This is a genomic window from Colwellia maritima, from assembly GCF_022669015.1.
GTDB lineage: Bacteria > Pseudomonadota > Gammaproteobacteria > Enterobacterales > Alteromonadaceae > Colwellia > Colwellia maritima.
Genome location: NZ_JAKKSL010000001.1, coordinates 1,156,305 through 1,181,676, shown reverse-complemented (window position 1 = coordinate 1,181,676; position 25,372 = coordinate 1,156,305). Strand labels below are relative to the sequence as shown.

Below are 25,372 nucleotides of genomic sequence, written 5' to 3'. Positions count from 1 at the left end.
TTATACTATTTAGGACAAACAGTCTAATTAAGCGCGAGCAGTATAAGCATTTTTTATTTTATTGTCACCACCTGAACATGAAAAAAAAGATAAAAGCCGTTCAACTGGTCTATTAATGAACAAAACAATTGTAAACTTAAACTATTTGCTTATTCTGGTTTATCTTTTTTCTTTAATTCTTGAGTTTTAACGCTTTTAACATTGGAAACTAAGGCTAAACTGCTTAATAAAAAAGAGCCGCTTAATTAACTTAAACAGCTCTTTCACATTAGTTAAAACTAATGATAAGTTTACTCACCATCTAAGAAACTTTTCAGTTGTTCAGAACGTGAAGGATGACGTAATTTACGTAGTGCTTTCGCTTCAATTTGGCGAATACGCTCACGGGTTACATCAAACTGTTTACCAACCTCTTCTAAGGTATGATCTGTATTCATATCAATACCAAAACGCATTCTAAGTACTTTAGCTTCACGTGCGGTTAAGCCGGCAAGTACTTCATGTGTTGCGCCTTTAAGGTTTTCTGACGTTGCTGAATCAACGGGTAACTCACCGCTACCATCTTCAATAAAGTCACCTAAGTGTGAATCTTCATCATCACCGATAGGCGTTTCCATTGAAATAGGCTCTTTAGCAATTTTTAACACCTTACGAATTTTATCTTCAGGCATAATCATACGTTCAGCTAATTCTTCAGGTGTTGGCTCACGTCCCATTTCTTGTAACATTTGACGAGAAACACGATTCAATTTATTGATCGTTTCAATCATATGTACCGGGATACGAATGGTACGCGCTTGGTCAGCAATTGAACGAGTAATAGCTTGACGAATCCACCACGTTGCATAAGTTGAGAACTTATAACCACGACGGTATTCAAATTTATCAACGGCTTTCATCAAGCCAATATTACCTTCTTGAATTAAATCTAAGAATTGTAAGCCACGGTTAGTGTACTTTTTCGCAATTGAAATAACCAAACGTAAGTTAGCTTCAACCATTTCTTTTTTCGCACGGCGTGCTTTTGCTTCGCCGATAGACATACGGCGATTAATATCTTTAATGCCATGAATATTTAAGTTCGTTTCTTCTTCAATCTGATTTAATTTGTAGATACAACGTTCTACGTCAAGCTCAATATCAGCAAGTTTGGCTGAATAACTATGACCTGCCGCTTTTTCTGCTTCAAACCAATTTTTTGAAGTTTCATTACCAGGGAAAATTTTAATGAAGGTAGTTTTAGGCATGCCTGCACCCATAACACAGTGCTTCATAATTAAACGTTCTTGCACGCGCAATCTATCCATAACACTACGCATGTTTTTCACAAGTCGATCAAACAATTTAGGGATTAAACGAAACTCTTTAAATACTTCGGCAACGGCATCAATTGCGTCTTGTGCATCTTGATGACCACGCCCTTTTTTCTCTATGATTTTATTGGCATTTTCATAGGCGTCACGTAAGGCTGTAAATTTTTCACGGGCTAACTCAGGATCGGGTCCTGTGTCTTCTTCCTCTTCTTCACTGTCATCATCTTTGTCTTTATCTTCATCATCGTCGTCATCGCTATCTTCATCATCAAGTTCTTCTTTTGATAATTCAGAGCCAACGTGTGTTGCTGCAGCAGCAACATCATCATCTTCAGCATCAGGGTCTAAAAAGCCAACAATAATGTCAGTTAAGCGTACTTCTTCAGCTTCAAAATTATCCCACATGTCTAATAGATAGTTGATTGCCGGTGGGTATTCAGAAACACTGTGTTGTACTTCTTTAATGCCTTCTTCGATACGCTTGGCGATAACAATTTCACCTTTACGCGTAAGTAATTCTACTGTACCCATTTCTCGCATATACATACGAACGGGATCAGTTGTTCTACCTATTTCACTTTCTACCGTTGCTAATGCTTGAGCTGCAGCTTCGGCAGCATCTTCATCTGTATTAGCTTCACTCATCATTAGCGTGTCAGCATCAGGAGCATTTTCAAAAACTTGAATGCCCATATCATTGATCATACTAACAATATCTTCGACTTGATCTGAGTCGATAATATCTTGAGGAAGATGATCGTTAACTTGCGCAAACGTTAAATAACCTTGTTCTTTACCTTTGGTTATTAAATCTTTCAATCTAGATTGAGGGGCTTTTTCCATTGACGAGTATCCACCTATGTCTGGTATATATGGTTTTTAAAAACAATATTATAAATATGGGGCAGTAAAAAATTGCACAAAATAAAGCAGGAAATTATAGCGAGTTTTTTGCACTATTTCCACCATTGAATTTAGTATTGAGCCTTTAGTCTTCTTTAAATCAATAACAAAAGTATACTCCCGTAAGGTCAATAAGAGTCTAGCCATTCAGTATTGCTAATAGCTCTTGCCTTTCTTGATGCGTTATTTGCTTTATTCGTGCCTTTTGCAATAAAAATTCAGTGCGCTTTTCAACAAAGTTATTCAGCAACTTTTCAATACTATCAAGAAAAACATCTGCAGCGGCATTAGAAGCCACATGATGTTCCCAACACATTAATTTTGCTAGCTGTTTACCTTGTTCTGTATCCCGAAAATATTCCAATAATTGTGCTGTTTTTATGTCTGGCTTTGCTTGGCATAACTGTAATAACTGACTAAGTAACTCAACGCCGGGAACATCTAACGGCTCTAATACTGAAATATCTTCTAATTCATTTACTATATGGGGATGTTCCAAAGTAATGCAATAGCTAATCTCACGGGGGTAATTTTAGTCTGTTTACGTACTATTTTTTTACTTGGGCTCGCATTCAGTTTTTGTAATTCTAATAAGCGTTTTTCACTTGTTACGCCAAAATGCGATGACATTTCATCAATAATAGTATTTTTTAAAATGCTGTCAGGTAATTTAAAAAGGTAAGGCTGCAGTTTATCAATTAAGGTAACTTTTTCTTCCATACTATTAACAGGGTTGTCTTCCAAAAATTTATCAAACAAAAATTGCGATAATGGCATCGCTTCATCAAGAATTTTTTCAAACGCTTGTTGACCTTTCTCACGAATTAACGAATCAGGATCTTCACCCTCTGGCACAAAAACAAATTTCAACGAAAAACCATCACGAATTAACGGTAAAGCATTTTCCATTGCTCGCCATGCGGCATCTCGCCCTGCTCTATCGCCATCGTAACAACATATAACTTCTTTTACGGTACGAAATAAGGTTTGCATCTGCTCAGAAGTGGTAGACGTGCCTAGGGATGCCACAGCATAATCTACGCCATGTTGAGCTAGCGCGACAACATCCATATAGCCTTCAACAACCACCAAACGTGTTAAATTTTTGTTCGCTTGTTTGGCTTCATATAAACCATATAACTCTTGTCCTTTGTGATAAACACGCGTTTCTGGTGAATTAAGGTATTTAGGTTTTTCATCCCCTAATACACGACCACCAAACCCGATTACACGGCCACGTTTATCCCGAATGGGAAACATAATACGCGCACGAAATCTGTCATAAGGTCTATTTTTATCGCCCTGTATTGCCATACCTAATTCAACGAGTTGCTGATTGGTTTTACCTTGGGGGAAAACACCTTCATCATGCCATCCCATGCATCACTGATATATCCAATACCAAAACGTTTCACTATTTCGCCACTTAGCCCTCGGCTTTTTAAATAGTTAATGGCCGTTTCTTTATCCACTGCCGTTTTTAATTGCTGTTGGTAAAAGCGACTCACTTGATTCATCAGTTCGTAATCGTCTTGCTTTTGTTGATATGCGAGTTGTTGTTGACGTTGTTGTCTTGGGCTAGCATTATTTTCTTCACGAACAACTTCTATACCACAATGACTGGCTAGCTCTTCAACCGCATCAACAAAATCTAAACGGTCAAATTCCATTAAAAATGAAATAGCATTACCGTGTTCACCACAGCCAAAACAGTGGTAAAACTGCTTATCTTGACTAACCGTAAACGAGGGAGATTTCTCATTATGAAAGGGGCAGCAAGCTTGATAATTTTTGCCTGCTTTTTTTAAAGGAACACGGCCATCAATTAAGTCGACAATATCAGCGCGCGCTAATAAGTCATCAATAAATTGTCGAGAAATCCGTCCGGCCATACTGCTATTATTTTTGTCGTTTAAAAATTAAGGGGGTCATTATACCTGACATTTATGCTGCGCTAGAAACTATTTATTTTTATATCATGCTTGTCAAAAAGACAAAAAAATACCGCAGTATTAAAAATAATGCGGTATTTTATAAGTAGTGTCTGTTGGAATGAATACCAACCTACGCTAATTCAGCAATTAAGCTTCAGCGATAACAATTACTTTGATGCTAGTATCAACATCAGTGTGTAAGTGAATAGCGATTTCAAATTCGCCAGTTTCACGAATTGCACCTAATGGTAAACGTACTTCAGCTTTAGTTAACTCTACACCGGCTTCTGTGATCGCGTCAGCGATATCACGAGTACCAATTGAACCGAATAACTTACCTTCTTCACCTGCTTTAGATGCGATAGTAATTTCAGCCAATTCAACAATTTTAGCTGCTCGAGCTTCTGCAGATGCTAGAACTTTTGCTAGGTCAGCTTCTAATTCAGCACGACGTGCTTCAAAGTGCTCTACGTTAGCTGCTGATGCAAAAACTGCTTTACCTTGCGGTAATAAGTAGTTACGTGCATAACCTGATTTAACAGATACCTTGTCACCAAGGCCGCCTAATTTGGCGATTTTGTCTAGAAGAATTACTTCCATTATAAACCCCTTATTAGCTTACTTGTGTAAGTCAGTGTATGGTAACAATGCCAAGTAACGAGCGCGTTTGATAGCACGAGTTAATTGACGTTGGTATTTAGCAGCAGTACCTGTGATACGGCTAGGAACAATTTTACCACTTTCAGTGATATAATTTTTTAACGTGGCAATATCTTTATAATCAACAGATGTTGCGCCTTCCGCTGTGAAGCGACAAAACTTACGACGTCTAAAAAAACGAGACATAATATTCTCCGAATACGATTTTATTTATAACCTAATGTAAAAATAAAACACTAATTAATCATTTCGATCTGTTGTGCATGTAAAACAAGTAATGGATTACCATTTCTTGATTCATGACGGTTAATAAACCCCGTCACTTTTACCGTTTGCCCAACAACTAATTCACGAGTTAAGTGTGATAGTTCACTTGTTGCAACAACTTGTATTCTGACAAATGCTTGTCGATTCATACCTGCTTCATTTTGTATAGACTTATGGTCTATTGAAAACTGGCTATGAGTAATACCCGCCGGGCTTGTTGACTGTTTTGGCGTTTTGACTATTGAACCGGTCAACACAAGGACATTCTCTTGTAAAGAGTCTTTCAAAGAGTCTTGCGAGAGCATCACAGATTACTTATTCTTCGTTAGCTACTTCTTCAGAGCTCTCTTCTTCAGAGACTTCTTCAGTTTCAGCTGACGTAGCAGCAACATCTTTCTTAACTTCACGACGGTCTTCTTTAGCAGCAGCCATTACCGATGCTTCAGTTACCGCGTCTTTAGTACGCATGATCATGTTACGAATAACAACATCGTTATAACGGAAAGAAGTTTCAAGCTCATCAATAACTGACTGTGGCGCTTCAATGTTCATAAGAACATAGTGTGCTTTATGTAATTTATTGATTGGGTATGCTAACTGACGACGACCCCAGTCTTCTAGACGGTGGATTTTGCCTTCAGCAGTATTGATCAAGTCTGTGTAGCGCGATCATACCAGACACTTGTTCACTCTGATCAGGGTGAACCATAAATACGATTTCGTAATGACGCATTACGAGCTCCTTATGGGTTGTAGCCTCATCGCCTGGCTCAGTCAACACCAGTTGAGGCAAGGAACAAAAAGTTCGGACTGAATTAAGGACGCGTATTGTAGGTAAACCACCCTGTTAATGCAAGATCTTATTTCGTCTTACTGTATTTAACCTGACTCCAGTTTAAGATATACTTAAACAATTGAAATATAATGATTAAAAACAACTTCCCCTTCTAGTCTGCTATTTTTACATCATTCAAAAAAATTACGTGACAATAGCTTACCTATTGCCAGTAAATTTAATACAAAAGTTAGTAAAAATAGCCGTTAGTGGCATATTTCGTAAACCTAATAAAGGTTATTTAATCTTAATGGGCCATAAGTTCTTCACGCGTTCTGCCAACATATAATTAACAGGAATAAGCAACAAAGTAATAAACGTAGCAAATAAAATACCAAACCCTAATGAAATCGCCATGGGGATTAAAAACTGTGCCTGCGTTGATTTTTCAAATAGTAATGGCATTAAACCGATAAAAGTTGTCAAACTGGTTAGCATTACGGGTCTAAAACGTGAGGCACCTGCAATTAATACAGCGCTCATTAAATCATTCGTTTCTTCACGTTTTTTATTTATGAAGTCAACCAGTACTAATGAATCATTTACCACTACGCCTACTAAGGCGAGTAAGCCAAGTAAACTCATAATGCTTAAATCTACCCCCATTATCCAATGACCAACTACCGCACCAATCATACCAAAGGGGATAATGCTCATTACAATTAATGGCTGTAAGTAAGATTTAAACGGAATAGCTAACAACACATAAATAATGAAAAACACAAAAACTAATGCCCGGCCCCAAGGAGCTAAAAGATTCACGCTGTTCTTTTGCCTCTCCTTCTAATGAATGTTTAACCCCAGGGTATTGATTAACCAATTCATCTAAATAGGTTTTTAAATCCGCCTGAAGCACGGTCATATTTGTATTGGTTTTTTCAACATCGGCGGTAACATTAACCGTTCTATAAAGGTCAATACGATTAATTGTTGATGGGCTTTGCCCTGGAATTAAGGTAGCAACATGCGATAACGGAACATTACCACCAAGTGGTGTCGATATTAATAGGTTTTCCAAGTTTGCTATCGAGCTTCGCTCTTCATTCGGTAGACGTACCATTACTCGCACATCATCTCTACCACGCTGAATACGTTGAACTTCAGCACCAAAAAAAGCACTACGCACTTGTTGTGAAATACCAACCCGCGTGAGACCCACGGCTTTACCTTGCTTGGTAAGTTCTATACGTAACTCTTCTTTACCATCAGACAAACTATCTTCAATTTCAAATACAGTTGGATAAGTACTTAACCGAGTTTTAACTTTATTGGCGACTTCTTGTAGCGTTGTTAACGAGCTACCAGTTAGTTGCACATCAATAGGGTCTGATGAACGACCTGTTTCCGCTCTAAAAGTAAGACTTTCAGCCCCTGGAATTACACCAATAATTTGCCGCCATTCTCGCACAAGTTCACTTGACGTTATGGCTAATTCTCTTTCTTCTGGCGGTGTAATTTCAAAACGGACACCACCTGAATTAGACGCACCACCACGACCACCTGTCGTAGCTAGTATATTCAGAATGACACTTTTACCTGTATCTTCATCTCGATATTTATTTTGTAAATCTTTCGCTTTATCAGCAATTTCAATGACAAAGTTGTTAGTAACATCAAAAGGGGTTCCAACAGGAAGAGTCAAGCTCATCCGCACTGTTTCACTAGGAATACGTGGAAAAAATATAAACTTAGTCCAACCACTCATAACCAAAGAAACAATAATAAAGAATATTCCCAAAAATAAACTTAATGTGGTTAATTTATGCTTTAAAGCAACCCCAAGCAATGGCTGATAGTAACGCAAGATTACGCTTTCGAAGCCGTCAGCAAAATTACGCTGAAACCGTTCAAACTTTCCAGGTTCAGTTTGCTTTGGTGGCGAAGCTTTAACCCCTTTAAATGCGAAGGTAATACAAATTTTGATTCAATTAGTGAAAAAATTAACACGGGAATAACTACGACCGGTATCTGTGCAAATATAGGTCCTCGATTACCTTCAATAAAGGCAAGTGGTAAAAAAGCCGCAACGGTGGTTAATATGCCAAAGGTAACGGGCGTGGCCACCTCTTCGGTTCCTCGAATGGCTGCTTCTGTACCTGATTCTGATTTTTGTAAGTGAGTATATATATTCTCACCAGTAACGATAGCGTCATCCACCACAATACCTAGTACCAAAATAAAGGCGAATAAACTCATTACATTTAAGGTGATGCCCATAAACGGCATAACAATAAAAGCGCCCATAAAAGAAACAGGAATTCCAACACATACCCAAACAGCAATAGAAGGTCGTAAAAATAGAGACAACAAGGCAAAAACTAAAATGCCACCTTGCATCGCATTCGTTGTTAATGTGGCAATACGCGCTTTTACAATTTGAGAATCATCATCCCAATAACTTAACTCATAACCATAAGGTAATGTATCTTGACGATTTTCTATATAGCTCCTAACTTTGTCAGCAACCTCGGTAGCACTTTGTTGGCCAATACGATAAACATCAATAAAAGCTGCGCGCTTGCCATTAAAACGTGTTCTAACTGGTGTCTCTTCAAAGTCATCTTTAATGGTCGCAATATCATTAAGTGTTAACATCGAACCATCGCTATTCGTTTTTATCACTATGCGGGCGTATTCGTCTTTACGATAAGCTTGTCCTTTCGAACGAATAAGAATATCGCCACCTTGAGTTTTAATATTCCCTGCAGATATATCGCTACTTGAACTGCCAACAGCAGAAGAAACGTCGCTTAGACTCAAATTATATTGACGTAATTTATCTTGTGATATTTCTATCGCTATTTCGTAATCGCGAACACCGCTAAGTTCAAGCTGAGTTATACCTGATATTTGTAATAAATCGTCGCGGGTTTTTTCTGCAAATTCTTTTATTTCTTTCTCACCATAGATACTCGCAATAGTGACGGCAATCACTTCACGCTTGCGCTCAGCTAATGCAACGATAGGCTTTTCAGCATCCACGGGGAAAGTATTAATAGCATCAACTCGTGCTTTAATATCGGCTAACATTTCTCTTGCATCGTAGGCAGAGTCAATTTCAACGACGACAGAGGCCGAACCTTCTGAAGAACGACTAATGATCCGTTCAATACCTTCTAAGTCTTGTACTGCCTCTTCTATGCGAATAGAAACGCCTTGCTCTGCATCTTCTGGCGTTGACCCACGAAGAGAAACATTAATTGATATCTGATCCATTGCAAAAGTAGGAAATACTTCAAGGGGTATTTTCGCTGACAAACTAAATAAGCCAAGAAACAAAATGGTTAACATTAATAAATTAGCCGCAACGTGGTTACGAGCAAACCAAGCTATCATTGTTTGCTCTCCTTATTTCTCTTCTTTTTGTCACGGGGCTTTATATCTTCAGTACCCATGTTCGCGTTTCTTTTTTGTTTATCTAATCCATTGTTCTTTACACCATTTGAGCTAGAAATTTCTACTGGTGTTCCTGAGCTCACTTGACCAAGCGGCGTTAGAACCAAATTATCGCCAACAGACAAACCAGACTCAATAATAGCCTCATTAGCATTTTGCCAACGAATGATAATTTCTTTTCTTTGTAATACCGTTTTATCGTTAATATTTTCTGCAATATAAACATAGCTGCCTTGATAAATAGCACTATTAGGAATAACTAACGCTTGTTCTATGGTTTTACCAACAATTTCTGCATTAACATACTGGCCAATTTTGATTGGTGCTACTTTACTTTTGTTTCTCACATCATAAGGATCATCAATTTGAGCCACAATATAAAGCTGCCGGAGTTTTCATCAATGGCACCTTCTGTACGTACGATTTTACCTTGCCAATGTTGTTTACCTATTAAGTCAGACGTAATTTTAACATTAGGCCCTTCCAACTTTTTATTAGAAGAACGATATTCTTCGGGTAAAACAATAAAACTAAGATCTTTATTGTTAATGGGTAGTCTTATTTCAACATAATCAACCGCATAAATATCTGCTAATTGAGTATTGCTTGCTACAACACGGCCTAAATCAACATGTTTGGATAATATTCTTCCTGCAAAAGGGGCCATAATATTAGTGCGTTCTAGCTGTAATTGTGCTTTTTCTAAGTTAGCTTCTGCTGATAAAACTTGCGCTCGTGCAGCAGCTAATTGCGGTTCACGCAAAACCAACTCGCTCGCTTGTGCACCATTGCCTAATCGCTGCCAATCGATTAATGCCTGTTTAGCTCTCGCTTGTTCTTCTAACAACACTTGTTTGGCTGAAAGTAAGCTTGCTTGGTTAATTTTTACTTCCGCACGATGATCTCTATCATCAAGTTCAACTAGCACATCGCCTTTTTCAAAAAAGCCGCCATCCCTAAACTGTTGACTAATTTTATTTATTTCACCCGAAACTTGAGAAATAAGTACACTGCTCGTTTTAGGTTTAACCGTTCCAAAACTATTAATAACAATGGGATATAACTGTGGTTCTAACGTTAAAGTTTCAACACTAATTTTAGCGACCGCCGCCCCTTTACCTCGATTAGTTTCTGGCGGATTATCAATAATAATTTTAGAAATAAAATAGGTAACTATAATAATGACTACTGGAATAATTATTTTTTTAATTTTTGATTGGTTTTTTGCTTTGTTCGTTGATTGACTTGTTGATTCGTTACTTAATTTAGTCATACCTATTTATCCTGCTCTTGTACTTCTGCCGAAGATGATTTCGCAAAATTACCACCAAGGGCAATATGCAGGTTGATTCTGTTAGTGATTAATTGATTTTTAATTTGAATTACTGTGCTTTGTGCATCATAAGAGCGACTTTGTGCATCGAGTACTGTAGTGTATTCCACCAAGCCTTTTTGATATTGCTCAAATGATAAAGTTTCTGCTGCTATCGCATTTTCTTGTGCTTTTAGCATAATTTGATAACGTTCTGTCAGCGTTGCTTCCGTCGTTACCGCATTTTCAACATCAGCAAAAGCATTATAAAGCGTCGACAAATATGCTTGCTCAGTTTGTTTCAGTGTTAAACGAGCTTTTTCTTCATTTGCTTTAAGCTTACCGGCATTAAATAAAGGCATCGTTATATTACCTAATAGTGACCAACCCAATGAAGAACTAGACAACAAGTCTGAAATATCGGCTCTACTATCAGTTAACGAGGTGGTTATACTAATACTTGGGAATCTTTGTTTGTGGGCATACGCTAACGCTGAGTTTTTAGCAAGCAATTGATACCAACTAGCTAACAACGCGGGTTTTCTTGAAATTAGCTCACTAGGTAAACCAATAGGGATATCTGATTCTAATAAGGGTAATTGTGCATCAACGAGTAGTTTTCCTTCGGGGTATTGCCCTAATAATTGTTCAAGTGTGCGAGTAGCTAGTGTCAGCTGAGCTTCTTCCGTCCGATACACGTGACAACTCGTTATTGACTTCATTACGGGTTAAATAAACATCGAGTGCACTGTTCAAGCCTTGCTTTGGTAACCTGATTCGATAATGAGTAGATTTTGCTGTGTATTTTCACTTCGTTTTTGATAAAGCGCTAACAATTTATTTGCTTCTATCACGGTAAACCACGCTTTTATCACATCACCTACCAGTTGCTGTTTTGCTTGTTCATACGTAGCTTTTTGTGCCATTAACTCTAAATTTGCTTGCCTGTCTGCCGCTGATAATTTTCCCCATAAATCCAGTTCATATTGTAGGTTAAGATCAAGTGAAGCATTGCTAGTATAATTAGCTCCTGCTCCTTCTGATACGGTCTTTCTACGATTATTACTTAATGACATAGCTAACGTAGGCCATAACGTGCTACCCGTCATAATTAATTGTTGTTGTTGAATATCAATTAATAACGCTTGCTGTTTAAGTTGAAAATTATGATTAAGTGCAATATCTACTAATTGTGAAATCTGATCATTTTGTAATTGTTCAAACCAGTTTTCTTGTATTTGAGTGGTTGATAGATCAGATGACCAGGCTGCCGGCACGTGGGATTGACGTAGATTTTCATCTAATTCCCCTGTTGTACTGCAAGACAGTAAAAACACAGAGGATATGATGACGTAAAATGACTTGGTTTTTATTGTCATAAACTAAAGGTAATGTGATTTATTATCTTGTTATTCTAGTTTAGTTTTGTCTTAAAATACTACCTGCTTTACATAACATTACATAATAAATGACGTAAGAATTTATATATTAATGCTGTGTTCTTGTGGTTGAATATTTCATACCTATTAGTATCCAATATTTATAACCACTAAGAACACAGAATATACGTAGAAACGTAGACCTTGCGCAGTGAATCAAACTTACATTGGTATTATTTTACCGTTAACATCCAGTTTGCCTTGAGCATAGTTAAGTTTAAAACTGAGTTCATCTTCTTTTTGAATAATAAAGCCTTGATCTACATACATTCCAATCATAGGCGCTAGACCAAGTTTATCAAAAAAAGGCATAGGGGCTTTACCGTTGGCATCTGCTTTTACTGCTGCCATAATCGACATAATATTTGCTGTGTCAAACAAGTTTTTATCAACACTAATTTTCATTGCCGATTCAATTTTACCTTCTGGTGTTTGTACACTTAAATCTTTAACTTCAACAAGAGGATCGTCCGCTAATAACTTAGCAACAAGTAAAGAAATTTGTTGCATGTTTTCGGCGTTAAACATTGCCTCACCATCCGCGGACAAACTTGACATAAATGTATTAATTTCTTGCATTACGTGTATATTTAACCCACTAAACACAATGTCTAGATTAGCTTTTTCTAATTGCTGACCGGCGGATAAAATTTTATCAGCACTATAATTCATGGTGATATTCATCAAGTCGTCTTTAACAGACGAAATGGCGCTTATCAATAAGTTATCTAGTTTCAGCACTGTACTACCGGTAGTATCTTTTGCAGTAATAGCCGCGAGTGTGAAGTCAAAATCACCAGTAGAAATAGCATCACCGTGCAAATAATCACCGGCAATCAGTGTTTGATCCACTGAAAATGCTAATTTTTCAATGGCAAAGCTTTCCTCATTTGTGGTTGCACTTAAACCCGCCCAATTAAAGTTGCCATAAAATCTATTCGTGCTATCTAAGGTAAATTTACCTGATGCCTTTGCTGAAACAACATTGTTACCATCAATTTCTTTCTCAACTTCATCAACCGACAAATAAGTAACTATATTCTTAGAAAAAGTTAATAACGCGCTTAAATGCACGTTCTCTTTTATAAAGGTTTCAATTTCTTCATCAATTATTAAGTCTTTAAAATTAATATTTGCCTGTGAGTAGCTTAAAGCAAATTCTACTCCTTGGTCCGTAAAAATAACGGGACCAAATGACAGGTTTTCCTCAACAATAAAAGTAATTGTATTTAATTCCTCACCTTCAACTTTAATCGCAATTTCAGTAATGGCTTTACCATCAAACCACTGTCGACTAAACGTCTTTGAATTAACAGAAACTGCCGGGTTTTCATTGAGTTTTTCCATTGCTAGCTGATGCTCAGTCTCAACCACACCACCAATAAATTGAGGTGCAATTAATACTACACAGATAAGAAAAAAGAGTGCGATTAAGAGTTTTTTCATGTAGGTCGTCCCTGGAGTTTTTCCGTAAGAGTAAAATATTTTAGGATGTGGATCAGTGCTTACACTGAATTAAGGCTGAAATTATACTGTAAAGTAGCCTCAAATCAAACGTTGCCTAACCATTTCAAATAAACAAATACCTGTGGCAACTGAAACATTTAAACTCGATACACTGCCGCCCATAGGAAGTTTAACTAACTGGTCACAATTTTCACGGGTTAACCGACGCATACCTTTACCTTCCGCGCCCATCACAAGTGCCATAGGACCTGTCAATTTAACATCATACAGGCAGGTATCCGTTTCACCTGCGGTACCTACGATCCATATACCCATTTGTTGCAAATGTTTCATCGTTCGAGATAAATTAGTGACCTGTACTAAAGGTACGGATTCTGCTGCGCCAACAGCCACTTTACGTACTGTCGCAGTGATCTTTGCCGCATTATCTTTGGGTACTATAATAGCTTGTACACCTGCAGCATCGGCATTACGTAAGCATGCACCAAGATTATGGGGGTCTGTAACCCCATCTAAAATCAATAAAAATGGGGCGATATCACGTTTTTCTGTCGCGTTGATAATATCATCTAAATCATTTTCAGTGAGAACTTTACCTGGCTTTACTCGCGCAATAACTCCTTGATGCTGCTCTCCTTCACTTTTATCATCAAGTACACGTCTTTGTACCATTTGAGCGGGAATTCCATATTTGCGAGCTAAATTGATAATAGGCAACAAACGTTCATCGTCACGCCCTTTCAATAACCACATTTCGATAAAACGCTCTGGTGCACTTTCTAATAAAGCGTTAATTGCGTGAATACCAAATACTATTTCTTCGTTCTTTGCCATTTCATTTGCCTTTATCACTCAGAGTTACAAGCATAGAGCTCAAAACATAGGTGATTAAAATCTTGCCTACAATCACTGTTCAAACATTAAGTTAGTCGCCCTCTATCAAGAGACAACTGAACAATCATCTTATTACGTTGTTTTTTTACGTGCATTTTTTCCGGGTCGTTTTTTACGTTCCGTTCGTTTTTTTGCTTTAGACTTAACTTTAGATTTGTCTTTTTCTTTAGTTTTAGTCTTTGTTTTTAATGTATCTCTGTTTTTACCTTGGCTGTCTTTGCCTTTGTTTTGTCGACTATTTTTGCTCTTAACATTCACATTATTAGCGTTATTACCTTCAACACCCTCGATAGCAAGGTCAATTTTCTTTTCATCTAAATTAACCGCAGCAACTTCTACTGTGACAACGTCGCCAACTCGGTATTTAACACCCGTATTTTCCCCTGTTAAACACATTCTGACATCATCATAATGATAATAATCTCGCCCTAGCGACGTAATATGTACTAACCCTTCTATATGTAAATCATGTAATCGAACAAAGAGACCAAAATTAGTGACTGTACTAATGACACCGGTAAAGCTATCACCTACATGATCTTGCATAAACTCACATTTTAGCCAATCACTCACATCTCGGGTGGCTTCATCTGCTCTGCGCTCAGTCATAGAACAGTGTTCCCCAAGTTCTATCACTTCCTCAAGCTTGTAATCATAAGCTCCTTCATTGGCTTCACGTTGTGCTTGTGTTTGTGCCTCTTTAAGCAGAATACTTTTTATTACGCGATGTACAACTAAATCTGGATAGCGTCTGATAGGTGACGTAAAATGACTATATGATTCCGGCGCCAAACCAAAATGACCTAAATTGTCACTTTGATAGACAGCCTGACGCATTGAGCGCAAAAGCATGGTTTGAATCAATTCTTGATCCGGTCTACCAACTATTTTCGCTAAAATATCACAATAGTCTTTTGGCTCTGGCTCTTCTCTGTTTGGTAGTGTTATGCCCAACTCTGACAAATAACTAACAAAGTTATTATATTTTTCTTCACTTGGTTTATCATGTACACGGAATAGTCCAGGTTTATTGTGTTTTTCAATAAACTGTGCTGTAGCAACATTAGCCAAAATCATACATTCTTCAATGATTTTATGCGCATCATTACGGACAAGTGGCACAATACTTTCTATTTTTTTATCTTGGTTAAATAGAAAAAGTGACTCTTCGGTTTCAAAAGCAATAGCCCCACGTTTATTACGCGCATCACTTAATGCTAAGTACATGTCTTTTAGATTTTCTAAGTCAGGCACTAATGTTGAATATTCAGTACGTAGTTTTTGACCCATGTCTGTTTCACTACTACTTTCACTTTCGTCATTGGCGGCAGGTACATTAGCATCAAGTATCGCGGCAACTTTAATGTAAGTAAATCGTGCTTTAGAACGCATTACAGCAGGATAAAATTGGCTATTTGACAGTTGCCCGGTCGCGGTTACTGTCATCTCACAAACCATACAAAGTCGGTCAACGTCTGGATTGAGCGAACACAAACCATTAGATAACTTTTCCGGTAACATTGGGATAACTTGACTTGGAAAATACACTGAATTACCACGAGAAATAGCTTCGTCATCTAATGCTGTGCCATGGCGAACATAATAGCTCACATCTGCAATAGCTACCCATAAACGCCAACCACCGGCGGCTTCTTTTTGACAATAAACTGCATCATCAAAATCGCGGGCATCTTCTCCATCAATCGTTACTAAAGGTAAATCGCGTAAATCTTTACGAGGTAATTTCGCTGAGTCTTCAACTTCATCTGCAATTTTGGCAACTTCAGCTTGCACTGTAGGCGAAAATTGATGCGGTAAATCATGAGCTCGCAAGGCGATTTCTATCTCCATGCCCGCAGCCATATGATCACCTAACACTTCAATAACCTCACCAATGGCGTGAGAGCGTTTGGTTGGTCTTTGTAGCAAATTAACCACAACCATTTGCCCGTGACGTGCACCAAGCCTTGCTTTTGGGTCAATTAATATTTCTTGTTTTATTTTGCTATCTTCAGGAACAACTGTACAAATATGATGATCAATATAGAATCGCCCTACAATAGGGGCTTTTCTTGGCTCTATAACATCTAGGATTTTAACTTCTTTACGTCCCTTTCTATCAGTTCGGTCAACTAATATGGCTTGCACCACATCACCATGAAAAACACGCTGCATTTCATGAGAAGAGATATAAAAGTCTTTGCCAGGCTTAATTGGCAAGTCATCCTTCCTACTAGTTTTATCCGGTGAGAAAAAGCCAAAACCATCTCTATGCCCAATAACAGTGCCTGTTAATAAACTACTTTTAGCAGGAATGGCATATTGTTTAAATTGATTAAAGACAAGTTGCCCACTATTTTCCATCGCACGTAAACGACGTTTTAAACCGACAAGCAAATGTTCCTCTTGGTACTTTAATGTTTTAACAAGGGCATTAAAGGTGGGAGGGGGTGAGCATTTTTCAATGAGTGATAATAATAATTCGCGAGACGCGACTGGTTTTTCGTATTTTTTTGCTTCACGCTTAGCGTGGGGATCATTTAGGGTCAAAATAATGTGTTTCTTGTAATAAATGGAAAATAATAAGTGAAAATTTATAAGTAATTATCAACAAGTATACCACAAATTTGAAAAACACAAGTAGAAAGTAAGCTGTTGGAATCAACACGGCATTTGCGCGGTTTATTCCTTGCCATCATCATTAACGGCGGTAATGATCAATTAGTATAATCAGTTCTTTTAGCGGCATTAACTACCTTTATTGGCATTTTTGTGGCTAAATTTTGTTTCAATTGGTTAATTTTTTTGTGAATCGCTTTATCATCCGTCACCGCATGGTGAAGTTGAGAGTATAGTTCAGGGTAATCAAGTGGACTTCCATACCCCTGCTGATAAATACTGGCTAAACGCATTTGTGCGGCAAGATTATTCATAGAGGCGGCAGCTTTTAGGAAAATAATGGCTTGTTCCATATCTACCTGCATAAACTTACCGATATGATAATAGCGCCCCATTTGTTCGAGACCTTCAGCTAAACCTTGATCTGCCGCGAGTCTCATATAATGTAATCCTAACTCAATATCTTTTTTGACACAGACACCATAAGCTAACATATCCCCCCACAAAAATTGATATGAAGGCATTTCTGATTTTATTGCGCGTGCTTCAATATCTTGCACTAACTGACAATCATCTAAAACAACTTGGCTTAAGTGTTTGTTCACTTTGATTAAATTCAGTAATTGATCATCGCTATAAATTTGTACCGCTGTCAAATTTTGTCCATAAGCTAAAGGTAAAAAACACAGAGACATTAAAAAAAGAGTAAGACGCATATTGTAATCCTAGGAAAATAGACAAAATTTTGGCTTTATTTGTTATCGGCAGCAAAACACAAACCTAAACATAAGCGATAGTAAACTAAATCAATTAGAGCTCAGCCAAATCATTAAACAAAATAATTTTGCAATAATACTGATGCATTAAAAATAGTTGCAATGAAAATAGTTATGCAATAAAAAGACCACAATACATTAATATTCAACTCTACTGTACGGTTTCACCTTAGCCCAAACAAAAAAGCCCCCCTTTCTAACCTTGGGTGCCTTTTTATTTTTCAATACAATTTTACAACAATATTTATTTTTCAACCGCCATTAAAATTGATATTTAACACCAATATTTGCCGTAGTACCTAACCCTTTCACGTTGTAACCACCATAACGATACGCTTGAGACTTTGCAGGAAAGTAATCTTCATTAAATAAGTTTTCTATACCAAAAAATGCACTCCGGCTTTTATTAATATGAAATTGCCCACTTAGATTAACTATTTGATAATGTTCAACTGGTCCTTGATCACCAACATATTCACCCTCTTCATTTGCATCAAACTTTTTACGATCAGCTACATACAAATAGCTTAGGGCAACAGATACGTCTTCTGAGGGTTGCCAAGCAAGATTAACCGTTACTTTAGGTGGCGAAATTTGTTGTGCGCCTAAATGAACATTTGTTTCAGTATTTTCTCCTTCAACATAACTATATGTTGCCACAATTTGTAGCTCTGGGCTCATCTGGTAATCAACCAATCCTTCATAACCCCAAATTTCTTGTGGTGCTCTTACCGGTAAATAGACACCTGTTGCTTCATCAAATTGGCTGCCGGTACCTAATTCTGAAGTGCTACGGTAAGCAGCAAACTCAATACGTAAATCATCATTAACTTGCGAATTAAAGCCAATTTCATAATTATCGATAATAGAAGCTTGTGTACGAATTAACGTAATATTAGTTACCGTGGCGGTACGTAACAACCGGCCGATATCTGAAATATCAGCACCTTGAGAATAACTCGCAAATGGACTAAACAGTGGACTATAGTTATATTTTATTGCTGCATTATATGTGGTTGCTTCGTAATCAATAGTGCCACCAACTACCTCTATAGATGCTTGACATTGATCTTCTGATTTACATTGTTTAAGCGTTTGATAATCATCCACCTTCAGCTCAATATCTTCCTGGCGAATACCAACTTTGACAATGATATCATCATTAATCACCCATTTAGTTTGGAGAAAGCCCGCTAGGTTTTGCATGTCCATTTCAGGCACCCAAATACGTCCGTCAACTAATGGTTGTGAGGTAATATCATTAAGTGAATCAATACCGTATATAAAAGTGGCTTCAATATTATCGAAATCAATTTGGGTGTTAAAGGTCGCTCTTCCCCCCATTTTTTCTGATTTGATTACCGATTGTCCGCCCGTATAACCTTCACTTGGGTTAGCGAATGATGGTGAATAAAAGAAGGTATTTTTAATGTCTTGTTGATAGAAATCTAATGTCATTTGGGTTTGTGCAAATATGGCATAGTCAGAATACTTAACCATTAAATTAGTATTACCCTCTTGTCCCTGTGGCTCTCCCTGCTTTTCTTTGGGTCTAATGGAACATGAATAGCATAAGTTTTTTCACCTACATTAATATCACCAGAAACATCACCTAAATCTGTTTTTTGCTGAGAGCTATAGAAGTTATAGCTTAGTTGTAAGGCTTTATCATCGTCAAATTGATAACCAAGTTTGGTAAAATAGTTTTGAGTTTCCGCATCAGACAAACCGTATTGTAAACCGGGAATATCACCTTCAGCATCTCGTTGTACGCCGTTTTCTTCATAGCTAGCCGTAAATAAATAGCTAAATTTATTTATTTTACCATTAATGTTACCTTCTAAACGACCACCCGCACTTTCATCAGGTTGAACCATACTAAAACGACTAGATAAGCTGACTTCTCCTGCCATTCCTTCATTTGATGATCGTTTAGTAATATAGTTAATAATACCACCCGCCGCACCATTACCATAAATAGAGGTAGCCCCTTTTATTACTTCTATTCGTTCAATTGCGGCGGGTCTAATGTTTTAATACCTAACGAACCATTACGTAACGGTGTTGACTGCGGCACACCATCTATCATCACTAATGGAGATCGTCCACGTAACGTTTGACCGGCATTACTTGATGTACCTGTGCTAGTCGCCATACCAGGAACATACATCGCTAATAAGCTTTGCAATTCTGGCGAGACTTTCAAATGTTGCTCTATTTTTTTTCGGCTAATCACTGTAATTGAAGCAGGCACCTCATCAATACTTTCAATGACACGACTTCCTGTCACGATAATCCTTTCCATGTTTTCTTCTGGCTCATCAGCTTGAGCATAAACAGGAGTATAAAACTGAGCTGATACTGCCACTGCTAGCGTAGTAAGTTGTGTATATTTCATTGCGCCTTCCTTAATTTAATTGACGCAAATACTAATGATAATGGTTATCATTATCAAGAGATATTTATAGTTTTTTTCTTTTTATGGCGGCAAAACCAAAGGTAAAAACCAGATAACACAAAAAAACAGGGCGATAACGCTAATCCAATCCAAAATACTTGAACGATTGGACTTAAAAAATCACCAATATGAAATTTATATTTGAAGTTCCAAACCTGCGTGGAAAAAGAGGCTTTACTCGCATCATAAACTTGTAGAACCTTTGCCGTATAGGGGTTAACCCAAATCCAACTATACGCATGACTTTCATTAGGCATTTTCACTCTAAGTGCCATACTATTAGATTGTTTTTTAGGCATATAAATTCTATATAGGCTAGCTTGTGGTAAAGCACTTAAGCCATTTTTCAATGCTAAGTCCAATTGAAATTCAGATGAATAATGACTTTTTATTGTCGGCGCATCGGGTCTTTTCTCTATTTCACCAAAAGTGAGTGTTTCAACAACCTTTGAGGTTTCCATTTTCCAGTGAAAAGCGATACCACTAAAAGCAACAAGTAGAAGAGGAATAAATAAAAGCACGCCCAGAACGGTATGTAATTGGTAAAATATAATTTTATTTTTGGCTTTGAATTTTATTTTTAGCCGCTTTATACGATTTTTTGGTCTTACCCACAAATAAACACCAACGAGAACTTCTACTATCAAGCACAAGGTCGCTATTGAAACCCATATTCTAAATGGAAAATTTCCATCACTGTCTTGATACAATAACCAACGATGAAAAGCCATGGTAAATCCGTAGAAGGTTTTATAATAGTCATATTCCAATAAAATATTCGCATTATAAGGATTTACGCTAACATAATGATTATTAGATAATTGTAATTGCCAAGCTAAGTTAGGCTCTAATTCTGGCTGAACGAGTATCACTTTTTGTTGCGTATCACGCTCAACTATTTTGATAATATTATCAAAACTCAGCGTTTTGTTTTGAGGCATTACTTGCCAATAATCAACATTTATTTCACGTTGTATGGTTTTAGCATAAATTAATAATGTTCCTGTAATCTTGGAACTTATTAAAAATAGACCAGAAATAATTGCTAAGAATAAATGTATTCTTCGTAACCACAATTTGAACAATTTCGTTCCAAGTAAAAATATCACATACGCCATTACAAATAAGAATGATTAGCATTTATAGTTTTTTATTGTAAATTACTGAGACTAAAATAAAAAATAGGCGGAATTAAATAAATTTCATGCTGTAGGTGAATCTTTTTATCACATTAAACAAGTGTTACATAAACATAAGAATTGTTAAATTCAGCAAAACTCGCTAATATCAAATAGAGCAGACATGTGCTACTTCAAGCAATATAAAAGCTTGGTTAGGGAATTCAAATATTTATACGGTTAATTGGTCTGAATTAAATGATTGTAGAAAAACAACTTACTGAATTGCATGTGGGCCATTATGTCACTGAAATTGCCAAACAACTTGATTCGTTTTCTTTAAGCGCTCCTGGCTATATTAAAAACAATAAAGTTATTGCCCACCTGAAAAACAAAAATGTTCTTTCTGTTTTTATAGATGACAGCAAAACAATTCGCCAACCTCACAAAGCTAAAGCTGATGCTAAAGTTAAGGCTAAAATCAAAACAAAAACTAAAGAAGAGATATCTGCTGAAATAAAACAGGCAAAAGAAATTTTCAATGAATCCAAAGACATTCAGAAAAACCTTTTTTCTCAAGCTTTAAGTGGTGCAAACATAGATTTAAAACCTGTTATAGACGTAACAAGAAAATCAGTTGATGCCATTTTAAATAATCCCGATTCTTTAGTCTGCATGGTGAATATTCGTGAAAAAGATGCCTATTTATTAGAGCATTCGGTGGCCGTTTCAGTTTATATTACTATTTTTGCTTACTATTTAAAAATGCGTGATAGTGTTATTCATAACTTAAGTATTGGTGCTTTTTTACATGATATTGGAAAAATAAAAGTCCCTGACGAGATTTTAAATAAGCCCAGTAAACTTACCGATGATGAGTTTACTATCATGAAAACCCATGTAAATCATTCAATTGAGCTTATCAAAGAAATACCAGGTCTTAGCAAGCTGAGTTTAGATGTTGCAGCTTTGCATCATGAAAAACTTAATGGTGAAGGTTATCCATTTCAAATTGAAGGCAAAGACATTCATATATATGGTCGGATGATTGCAATTTGCGATATTTATGATGCACTAACGGCAGCCCGTTGTTATAAAGAAGGGTTTCCCCCACTAAAGCTTTTTCGATTTTACGAGAACTTGGTAAAAGTAATCATCTCGATCTCAAGTTAGTTGATCAATTTATCCAATGCATTGGCGTGTTCCCTATCGGTTCATTGGTGCAACTTAAATCGAAAAAACTTGCGGTTGTTGAACAACGAAATAATAACAATCCAACCAATCCCAAGGTGCGCTCATTTTATAGTGTAAAGTTAAATCAATACCTTAATACTCACGATATTGATTTAGCAACAACAGAAGACTATATTGTAAAAAGTGTAAAAGCAGAAGAATTTGATCTTGATATGAATAAAATTATTGAGATGCTACTAATGGAAGGTTAACTTCAATTGAAACACCTTATTGTACTTATCCTAATGGCTTAATGTGAAAAACTGGTATTTATTATATGTCTGACACTAAAATAGAATTAGAGCGTAAGTTATCAAGCCTGCTAGAGAACTCACGAGTTAACACTGAGATAGCACAAAAGTTGTTCGACATTGAAACACAAATATTAACCTGCACAACAAGCCAAGCCTTATTGGATCAGCTACTTTCATCCATAAAAGATAAATTCAATTTAACAGGAATTTATCTTTTATTAGCAGAGCCAACACCGATAAGTTATTTATTAAGCGGTAATATGCAATCAAGTTGGCATCAACAAAATAGTAAAAATATTGCTATAGAGCAGTTACAAAAAATACATCCCGAAAGAAAACCGTTTTTAACAAATGAACTTGACGTGCTTAGGTCAATTCTACCAAAGAGTTTAACAGCACAAGCACAATCAGCAGCACTACTCCCTTTAGTTATTGAAGATAAGCTGTTTGGTAGCTTACTGTTTACAGACAACGATAAACAACGTTTTCAACCTAATTTAGGCACATTGCACCTAGAGCAGCTCGCTGTAAAAGTAAGCTTATGTTTATCTAATGCCTTAATTAGAGAACAACTGGAGTATATGGCTCATTATGATAGGTTAACGGGAGTAGCTAATCGACGTTTAATGGAAGTATCAATTAACGAGGAGTTAATTCGTCAGCGTAGATATAATGTCCCCTTTTCACTATTGTTTATAGATTGTAATAAATTTAAACAAATTAATGATACTTATGGGCATGATTGTGGTGACAAAGTACTGACTTATGTAGCAACACAATTAAAAGAACTAATCCGTGAAAATGACAAGTGCTTTCGTTATCTTGGCGATGAATTTGTGATAACCCTAGCAAGTCAAACTTACCAAGAGGCATTGTTAGCTTGCAAACGCTTAACGGAATTCTTCAAAAATAATCCTATGCCTTATCAAAATACCTACTTACCCATAACGATCAGTTGTGGTGCGTCCGCTAGTGATGGCATAAAAACGATGGAAGAACTGTTAAAGCAGGCTGATGAACAGCTCTATTTACGCAAAAAAGCGGAAGTAATCAATGAAGACATTTAATAACAATATGTTTATCTACTATTAAAAATTATTGTGCTTGGAATTATGCCTGCAAACCGTTAACTAAATGAAATCACATAAAACTACATTGAAAAAGAAGAACCACAACCACACGTAGTTGTTGCATTAGGGTTGTTCACAACAAAGCGAGAACCTTCTAAACTTTCCAGATAATCCACTTCACCGTCAACCAAATATTGCAAACTCATAGGGTCAATTACCATAGTGACGCCTTGTTTTTCTATGGTCATATCCCCTTCATTAATTTTTTCATCAAACGTAAAACCATACTGGAAACCAGAACAGCCACCGCCAGTAACATACACTCTAAGTTTTAGTTCAGGATTTTCTTCTTCAGTGATTAAAGACAGCACTTTCTTAGCCGCTGAGTCAGTGAATTTAATAGGTAATTCTGGATTTGAGATAGGGTCAGACATGGAACTCTACTTTTGATTGAAAAAGATAAGGAAAATCGAGGTAATTATACCAATACTAGCAAATTTTTGTCCTCTGTCAGAAGGATAAATTTGCCAACATTCGTATTATCTTAAACCTGACTAATTTAATCAAGTATTATTGTTTTTATTATTCAAGGATCCAAGGCAGGCTTTTATTAAGTTTTTGATATTTTTGCCATTTTGTTTTCGTTAATACAGCAGATACTTGCATTTTTTCAGGAATAAAGTTTTTTGGCAAAGTAAAAGTACCTTCGATAACTTGAAAATACTTAAAACTAAATGACACGTCTGTTTTGCTGATAGTTGAAATATCTGACAATGTTAATTGGCTTGGTTGGTTGTCTAAACTACCTATTATTTCTAAATCTACATAGCCTTTAACGTAACCTCTCTTTCGTTGCTGCTGCACTAACACCACTTGAAAATGATAATAATTAGGGCTTTTACTTTCTGAAATTTTAATCCCGTCGATAACTAAACCATCAACTTCTTTCTCAGGCGCCATCACTTTTTCATAAAAAGCCAATTCTTTTTTTACTTGATAATGTTCAAGTGACATTTTTTTTAAGGTTGCTTGCGCATTTTGGTTAGCTAACTGCTCTACTGCTAACTCGACTTCTAAGGTATGAATACGTTCAACCTGTCTTGATTGTTCTTCATATAACTGATCAAGTCGACCTTTTTGTTGCGCTAATGTCGTTGATTGAAAATTATGATAGAAATTACCAAGTCTATAGCCGATGAATAAACAAAGGATGATTAACGTTAGTAAGAAGAGTGCTGATTTAAAGGGGCCTAGGCGCTTTGTTACAACAGTGAGATTTATTTTTGCTAACCAATTCATTTGTAACGTACAATAACCTTTAAAATAAAGAATAAAAATAAATCCATATAATAAAAACAAGCGCTGTATAGCTGTCGCTTATTAACTGTGCTTATTTATTCCGTATTGATAAGCTACGCTGATGA

Annotated in this window: 14 protein-coding genes and 6 pseudogenes; 3 read left to right on the top strand and 17 right to left on the bottom strand. The window is 36.6% G+C overall.

Going from position 1 to position 25,372, the window contains the following annotated elements; genetic code table 11:
* Positions 1–290 precede the first annotated feature (290 nt).
* From rpoD to L3081_RS05790, 15 genes and pseudogenes are all read right to left on the bottom strand, one after another.
* Positions 291–2,156, bottom strand: coding sequence for an RNA polymerase sigma factor RpoD (gene rpoD, locus L3081_RS05870; protein WP_242284145.1), 1,866 nt, complete (start codon positions 2,154–2,156; stop codon positions 291–293).
* A 199-nt stretch (positions 2,157–2,355) separates the two neighbouring features.
* Positions 2,356–4,108, bottom strand: a pseudogene (dnaG, locus tag L3081_RS05865) (DNA primase).
* A 189-nt stretch (positions 4,109–4,297) separates the two neighbouring features.
* Positions 4,298–4,750 (bottom strand): 50S ribosomal protein L9, encoded by a 453-nt coding sequence (gene rplI, locus L3081_RS05860; RefSeq protein WP_242284143.1) that lies wholly within the window; start codon positions 4,748–4,750, stop codon positions 4,298–4,300.
* Positions 4,751–4,768: 18 nt separating this feature from the next.
* Entirely contained in the window at positions 4,769–4,996 is a 228-nt protein-coding gene (rpsR, locus tag L3081_RS05855) for a 30S ribosomal protein S18 (protein WP_242284141.1), read from the bottom strand.
* A gap of 50 nt (positions 4,997–5,046) precedes the next feature.
* On the bottom strand, positions 5,047–5,382 hold the full coding sequence (gene priB, locus L3081_RS05850) for a primosomal replication protein N (RefSeq protein WP_242285596.1): 336 nt from the start codon (positions 5,380–5,382) through the stop codon (positions 5,047–5,049).
* A gap of 10 nt (positions 5,383–5,392) precedes the next feature.
* A pseudogene (rpsF, locus tag L3081_RS05845) lies at positions 5,393–5,810 on the bottom strand (30S ribosomal protein S6).
* Between the two features lie 339 nt (positions 5,811–6,149).
* Positions 6,150–9,248 (bottom strand): annotated as a pseudogene (locus L3081_RS05840) (efflux RND transporter permease subunit).
* Positions 9,245–10,581 (bottom strand): annotated as a pseudogene (locus tag L3081_RS05835) (efflux RND transporter periplasmic adaptor subunit). The pseudogenes L3081_RS05840 and L3081_RS05835 overlap by 4 nt, the downstream one beginning before the upstream one ends.
* Positions 10,582–10,583: 2 nt before the next feature.
* Positions 10,584–11,999: pseudogene (locus L3081_RS28930) on the bottom strand (TolC family protein).
* Between the two features lie 222 nt (positions 12,000–12,221).
* Positions 12,222–13,505 (bottom strand): DUF945 family protein, encoded by a 1,284-nt coding sequence (locus tag L3081_RS05825; protein WP_242284140.1) that lies wholly within the window; start codon positions 13,503–13,505, stop codon positions 12,222–12,224.
* Between the two features lie 99 nt (positions 13,506–13,604).
* Positions 13,605–14,360, bottom strand: a complete 756-nt coding sequence (gene rlmB / locus L3081_RS05820; RefSeq protein WP_242284138.1) for a 23S rRNA (guanosine(2251)-2'-O)-methyltransferase RlmB — start codon at positions 14,358–14,360, stop codon at positions 13,605–13,607.
* Positions 14,361–14,492: 132 nt separating this feature from the next.
* Entirely contained in the window at positions 14,493–16,970 is a 2,478-nt protein-coding gene (gene rnr, locus L3081_RS05815; RefSeq protein WP_242284136.1) for a ribonuclease R, read from the bottom strand.
* 167 nt (positions 16,971–17,137) lie between these two features.
* On the bottom strand, positions 17,138–17,755 hold the full coding sequence (locus L3081_RS05810; protein WP_242284134.1) for a tetratricopeptide repeat protein: 618 nt from the start codon (positions 17,753–17,755) through the stop codon (positions 17,138–17,140).
* Positions 17,756–18,076: 321 nt separating this feature from the next.
* A pseudogene (locus L3081_RS26445) lies at positions 18,077–20,213 on the bottom strand (TonB-dependent receptor).
* Between the two features lie 53 nt (positions 20,214–20,266).
* Positions 20,267–21,391, bottom strand: coding sequence for a PepSY-associated TM helix domain-containing protein (locus L3081_RS05790; RefSeq protein WP_242284129.1), 1,125 nt, complete (start codon positions 21,389–21,391; stop codon positions 20,267–20,269).
* 258 nt (positions 21,392–21,649) lie between these two features.
* On the opposite strand from L3081_RS05790, the gene L3081_RS05785 reads away from it, so the two are divergent.
* From L3081_RS05785 to L3081_RS05780, 3 genes are all read left to right on the top strand, one after another.
* Complete coding sequence (locus L3081_RS05785) at positions 21,650–22,564, top strand: cyclic di-GMP phosphodiesterase (protein WP_338027129.1); 915 nt, start codon at positions 21,650–21,652, stop codon at positions 22,562–22,564.
* A 26-nt stretch (positions 22,565–22,590) separates the two neighbouring features.
* Positions 22,591–22,836 carry a hypothetical protein gene (locus tag L3081_RS28025; protein ID WP_338027128.1) on the top strand — a complete coding sequence of 82 codons (246 nt, stop codon included), beginning with the start codon at positions 22,591–22,593 and terminating at the stop codon, positions 22,834–22,836.
* A gap of 65 nt (positions 22,837–22,901) precedes the next feature.
* The gene (locus L3081_RS05780; RefSeq protein WP_242284127.1) at positions 22,902–23,945 is read left to right on the top strand and encodes a DUF484 family protein; all 1,044 of its coding nucleotides are present in this window, start codon (positions 22,902–22,904) and stop codon (positions 23,943–23,945) included.
* Positions 23,946–24,028: 83 nt separating this feature from the next.
* Here L3081_RS05780 and erpA read toward each other — a convergent pair whose 3' ends face one another.
* Together erpA and L3081_RS05770 are read right to left on the bottom strand one after the other, a co-directional pair.
* Complete coding sequence (erpA, locus tag L3081_RS05775; RefSeq protein WP_420839718.1) at positions 24,029–24,370, bottom strand: iron-sulfur cluster insertion protein ErpA; 342 nt, start codon at positions 24,368–24,370, stop codon at positions 24,029–24,031.
* A gap of 160 nt (positions 24,371–24,530) precedes the next feature.
* Positions 24,531–25,247: a DUF6776 family protein gene (locus L3081_RS05770; protein WP_242284123.1), complete on the bottom strand. Its 717-nt coding sequence runs from the start codon at positions 25,245–25,247 to the stop codon at positions 24,531–24,533.
* Positions 25,248–25,372 lie beyond the last annotated feature (125 nt).

Excerpts from the sequence above, each read along its gene's own strand:
- rpoD (WP_242284145.1), bottom strand. The coding sequence starts at position 2,156 with ATGGAAAAAGCCCCTCAATCTAGATTGAAAGATTTAATAACCAAAGGT.
- rplI (WP_242284143.1), bottom strand. The coding sequence starts at position 4,750 with ATGGAAGTAATTCTTCTAGACAAAATCGCCAAATTAGGCGGCCTTGGT.
- rpsR (WP_242284141.1), bottom strand. The coding sequence starts at position 4,996 with ATGTCTCGTTTTTTTAGACGTCGTAAGTTTTGTCGCTTCACAGCGGAA.
- priB (WP_242285596.1), bottom strand. The coding sequence starts at position 5,382 with ATGCTCTCGCAAGACTCTTTGAAAGACTCTTTACAAGAGAATGTCCTT.
- L3081_RS05825 (WP_242284140.1), bottom strand. The coding sequence starts at position 13,505 with ATGAAAAAACTCTTAATCGCACTCTTTTTTCTTATCTGTGTAGTATTA.
- rlmB (WP_242284138.1), bottom strand. The coding sequence starts at position 14,360 with ATGGCAAAGAACGAAGAAATAGTATTTGGTATTCACGCAATTAACGCT.
- L3081_RS05810 (WP_242284134.1), bottom strand. The coding sequence starts at position 17,755 with ATGCGTCTTACTCTTTTTTTAATGTCTCTGTGTTTTTTACCTTTAGCT.
- L3081_RS05790 (WP_242284129.1), bottom strand. The coding sequence starts at position 21,391 with ATGGCGTATGTGATATTTTTACTTGGAACGAAATTGTTCAAATTGTGG.
- L3081_RS05785 (WP_338027129.1), top strand. The coding sequence starts at position 21,650 with ATGATTGTAGAAAAACAACTTACTGAATTGCATGTGGGCCATTATGTC.
- L3081_RS05780 (WP_242284127.1), top strand. The coding sequence starts at position 22,902 with ATGTCTGACACTAAAATAGAATTAGAGCGTAAGTTATCAAGCCTGCTA.
- L3081_RS05770 (WP_242284123.1), bottom strand. The coding sequence starts at position 25,247 with ATGAATTGGTTAGCAAAAATAAATCTCACTGTTGTAACAAAGCGCCTA.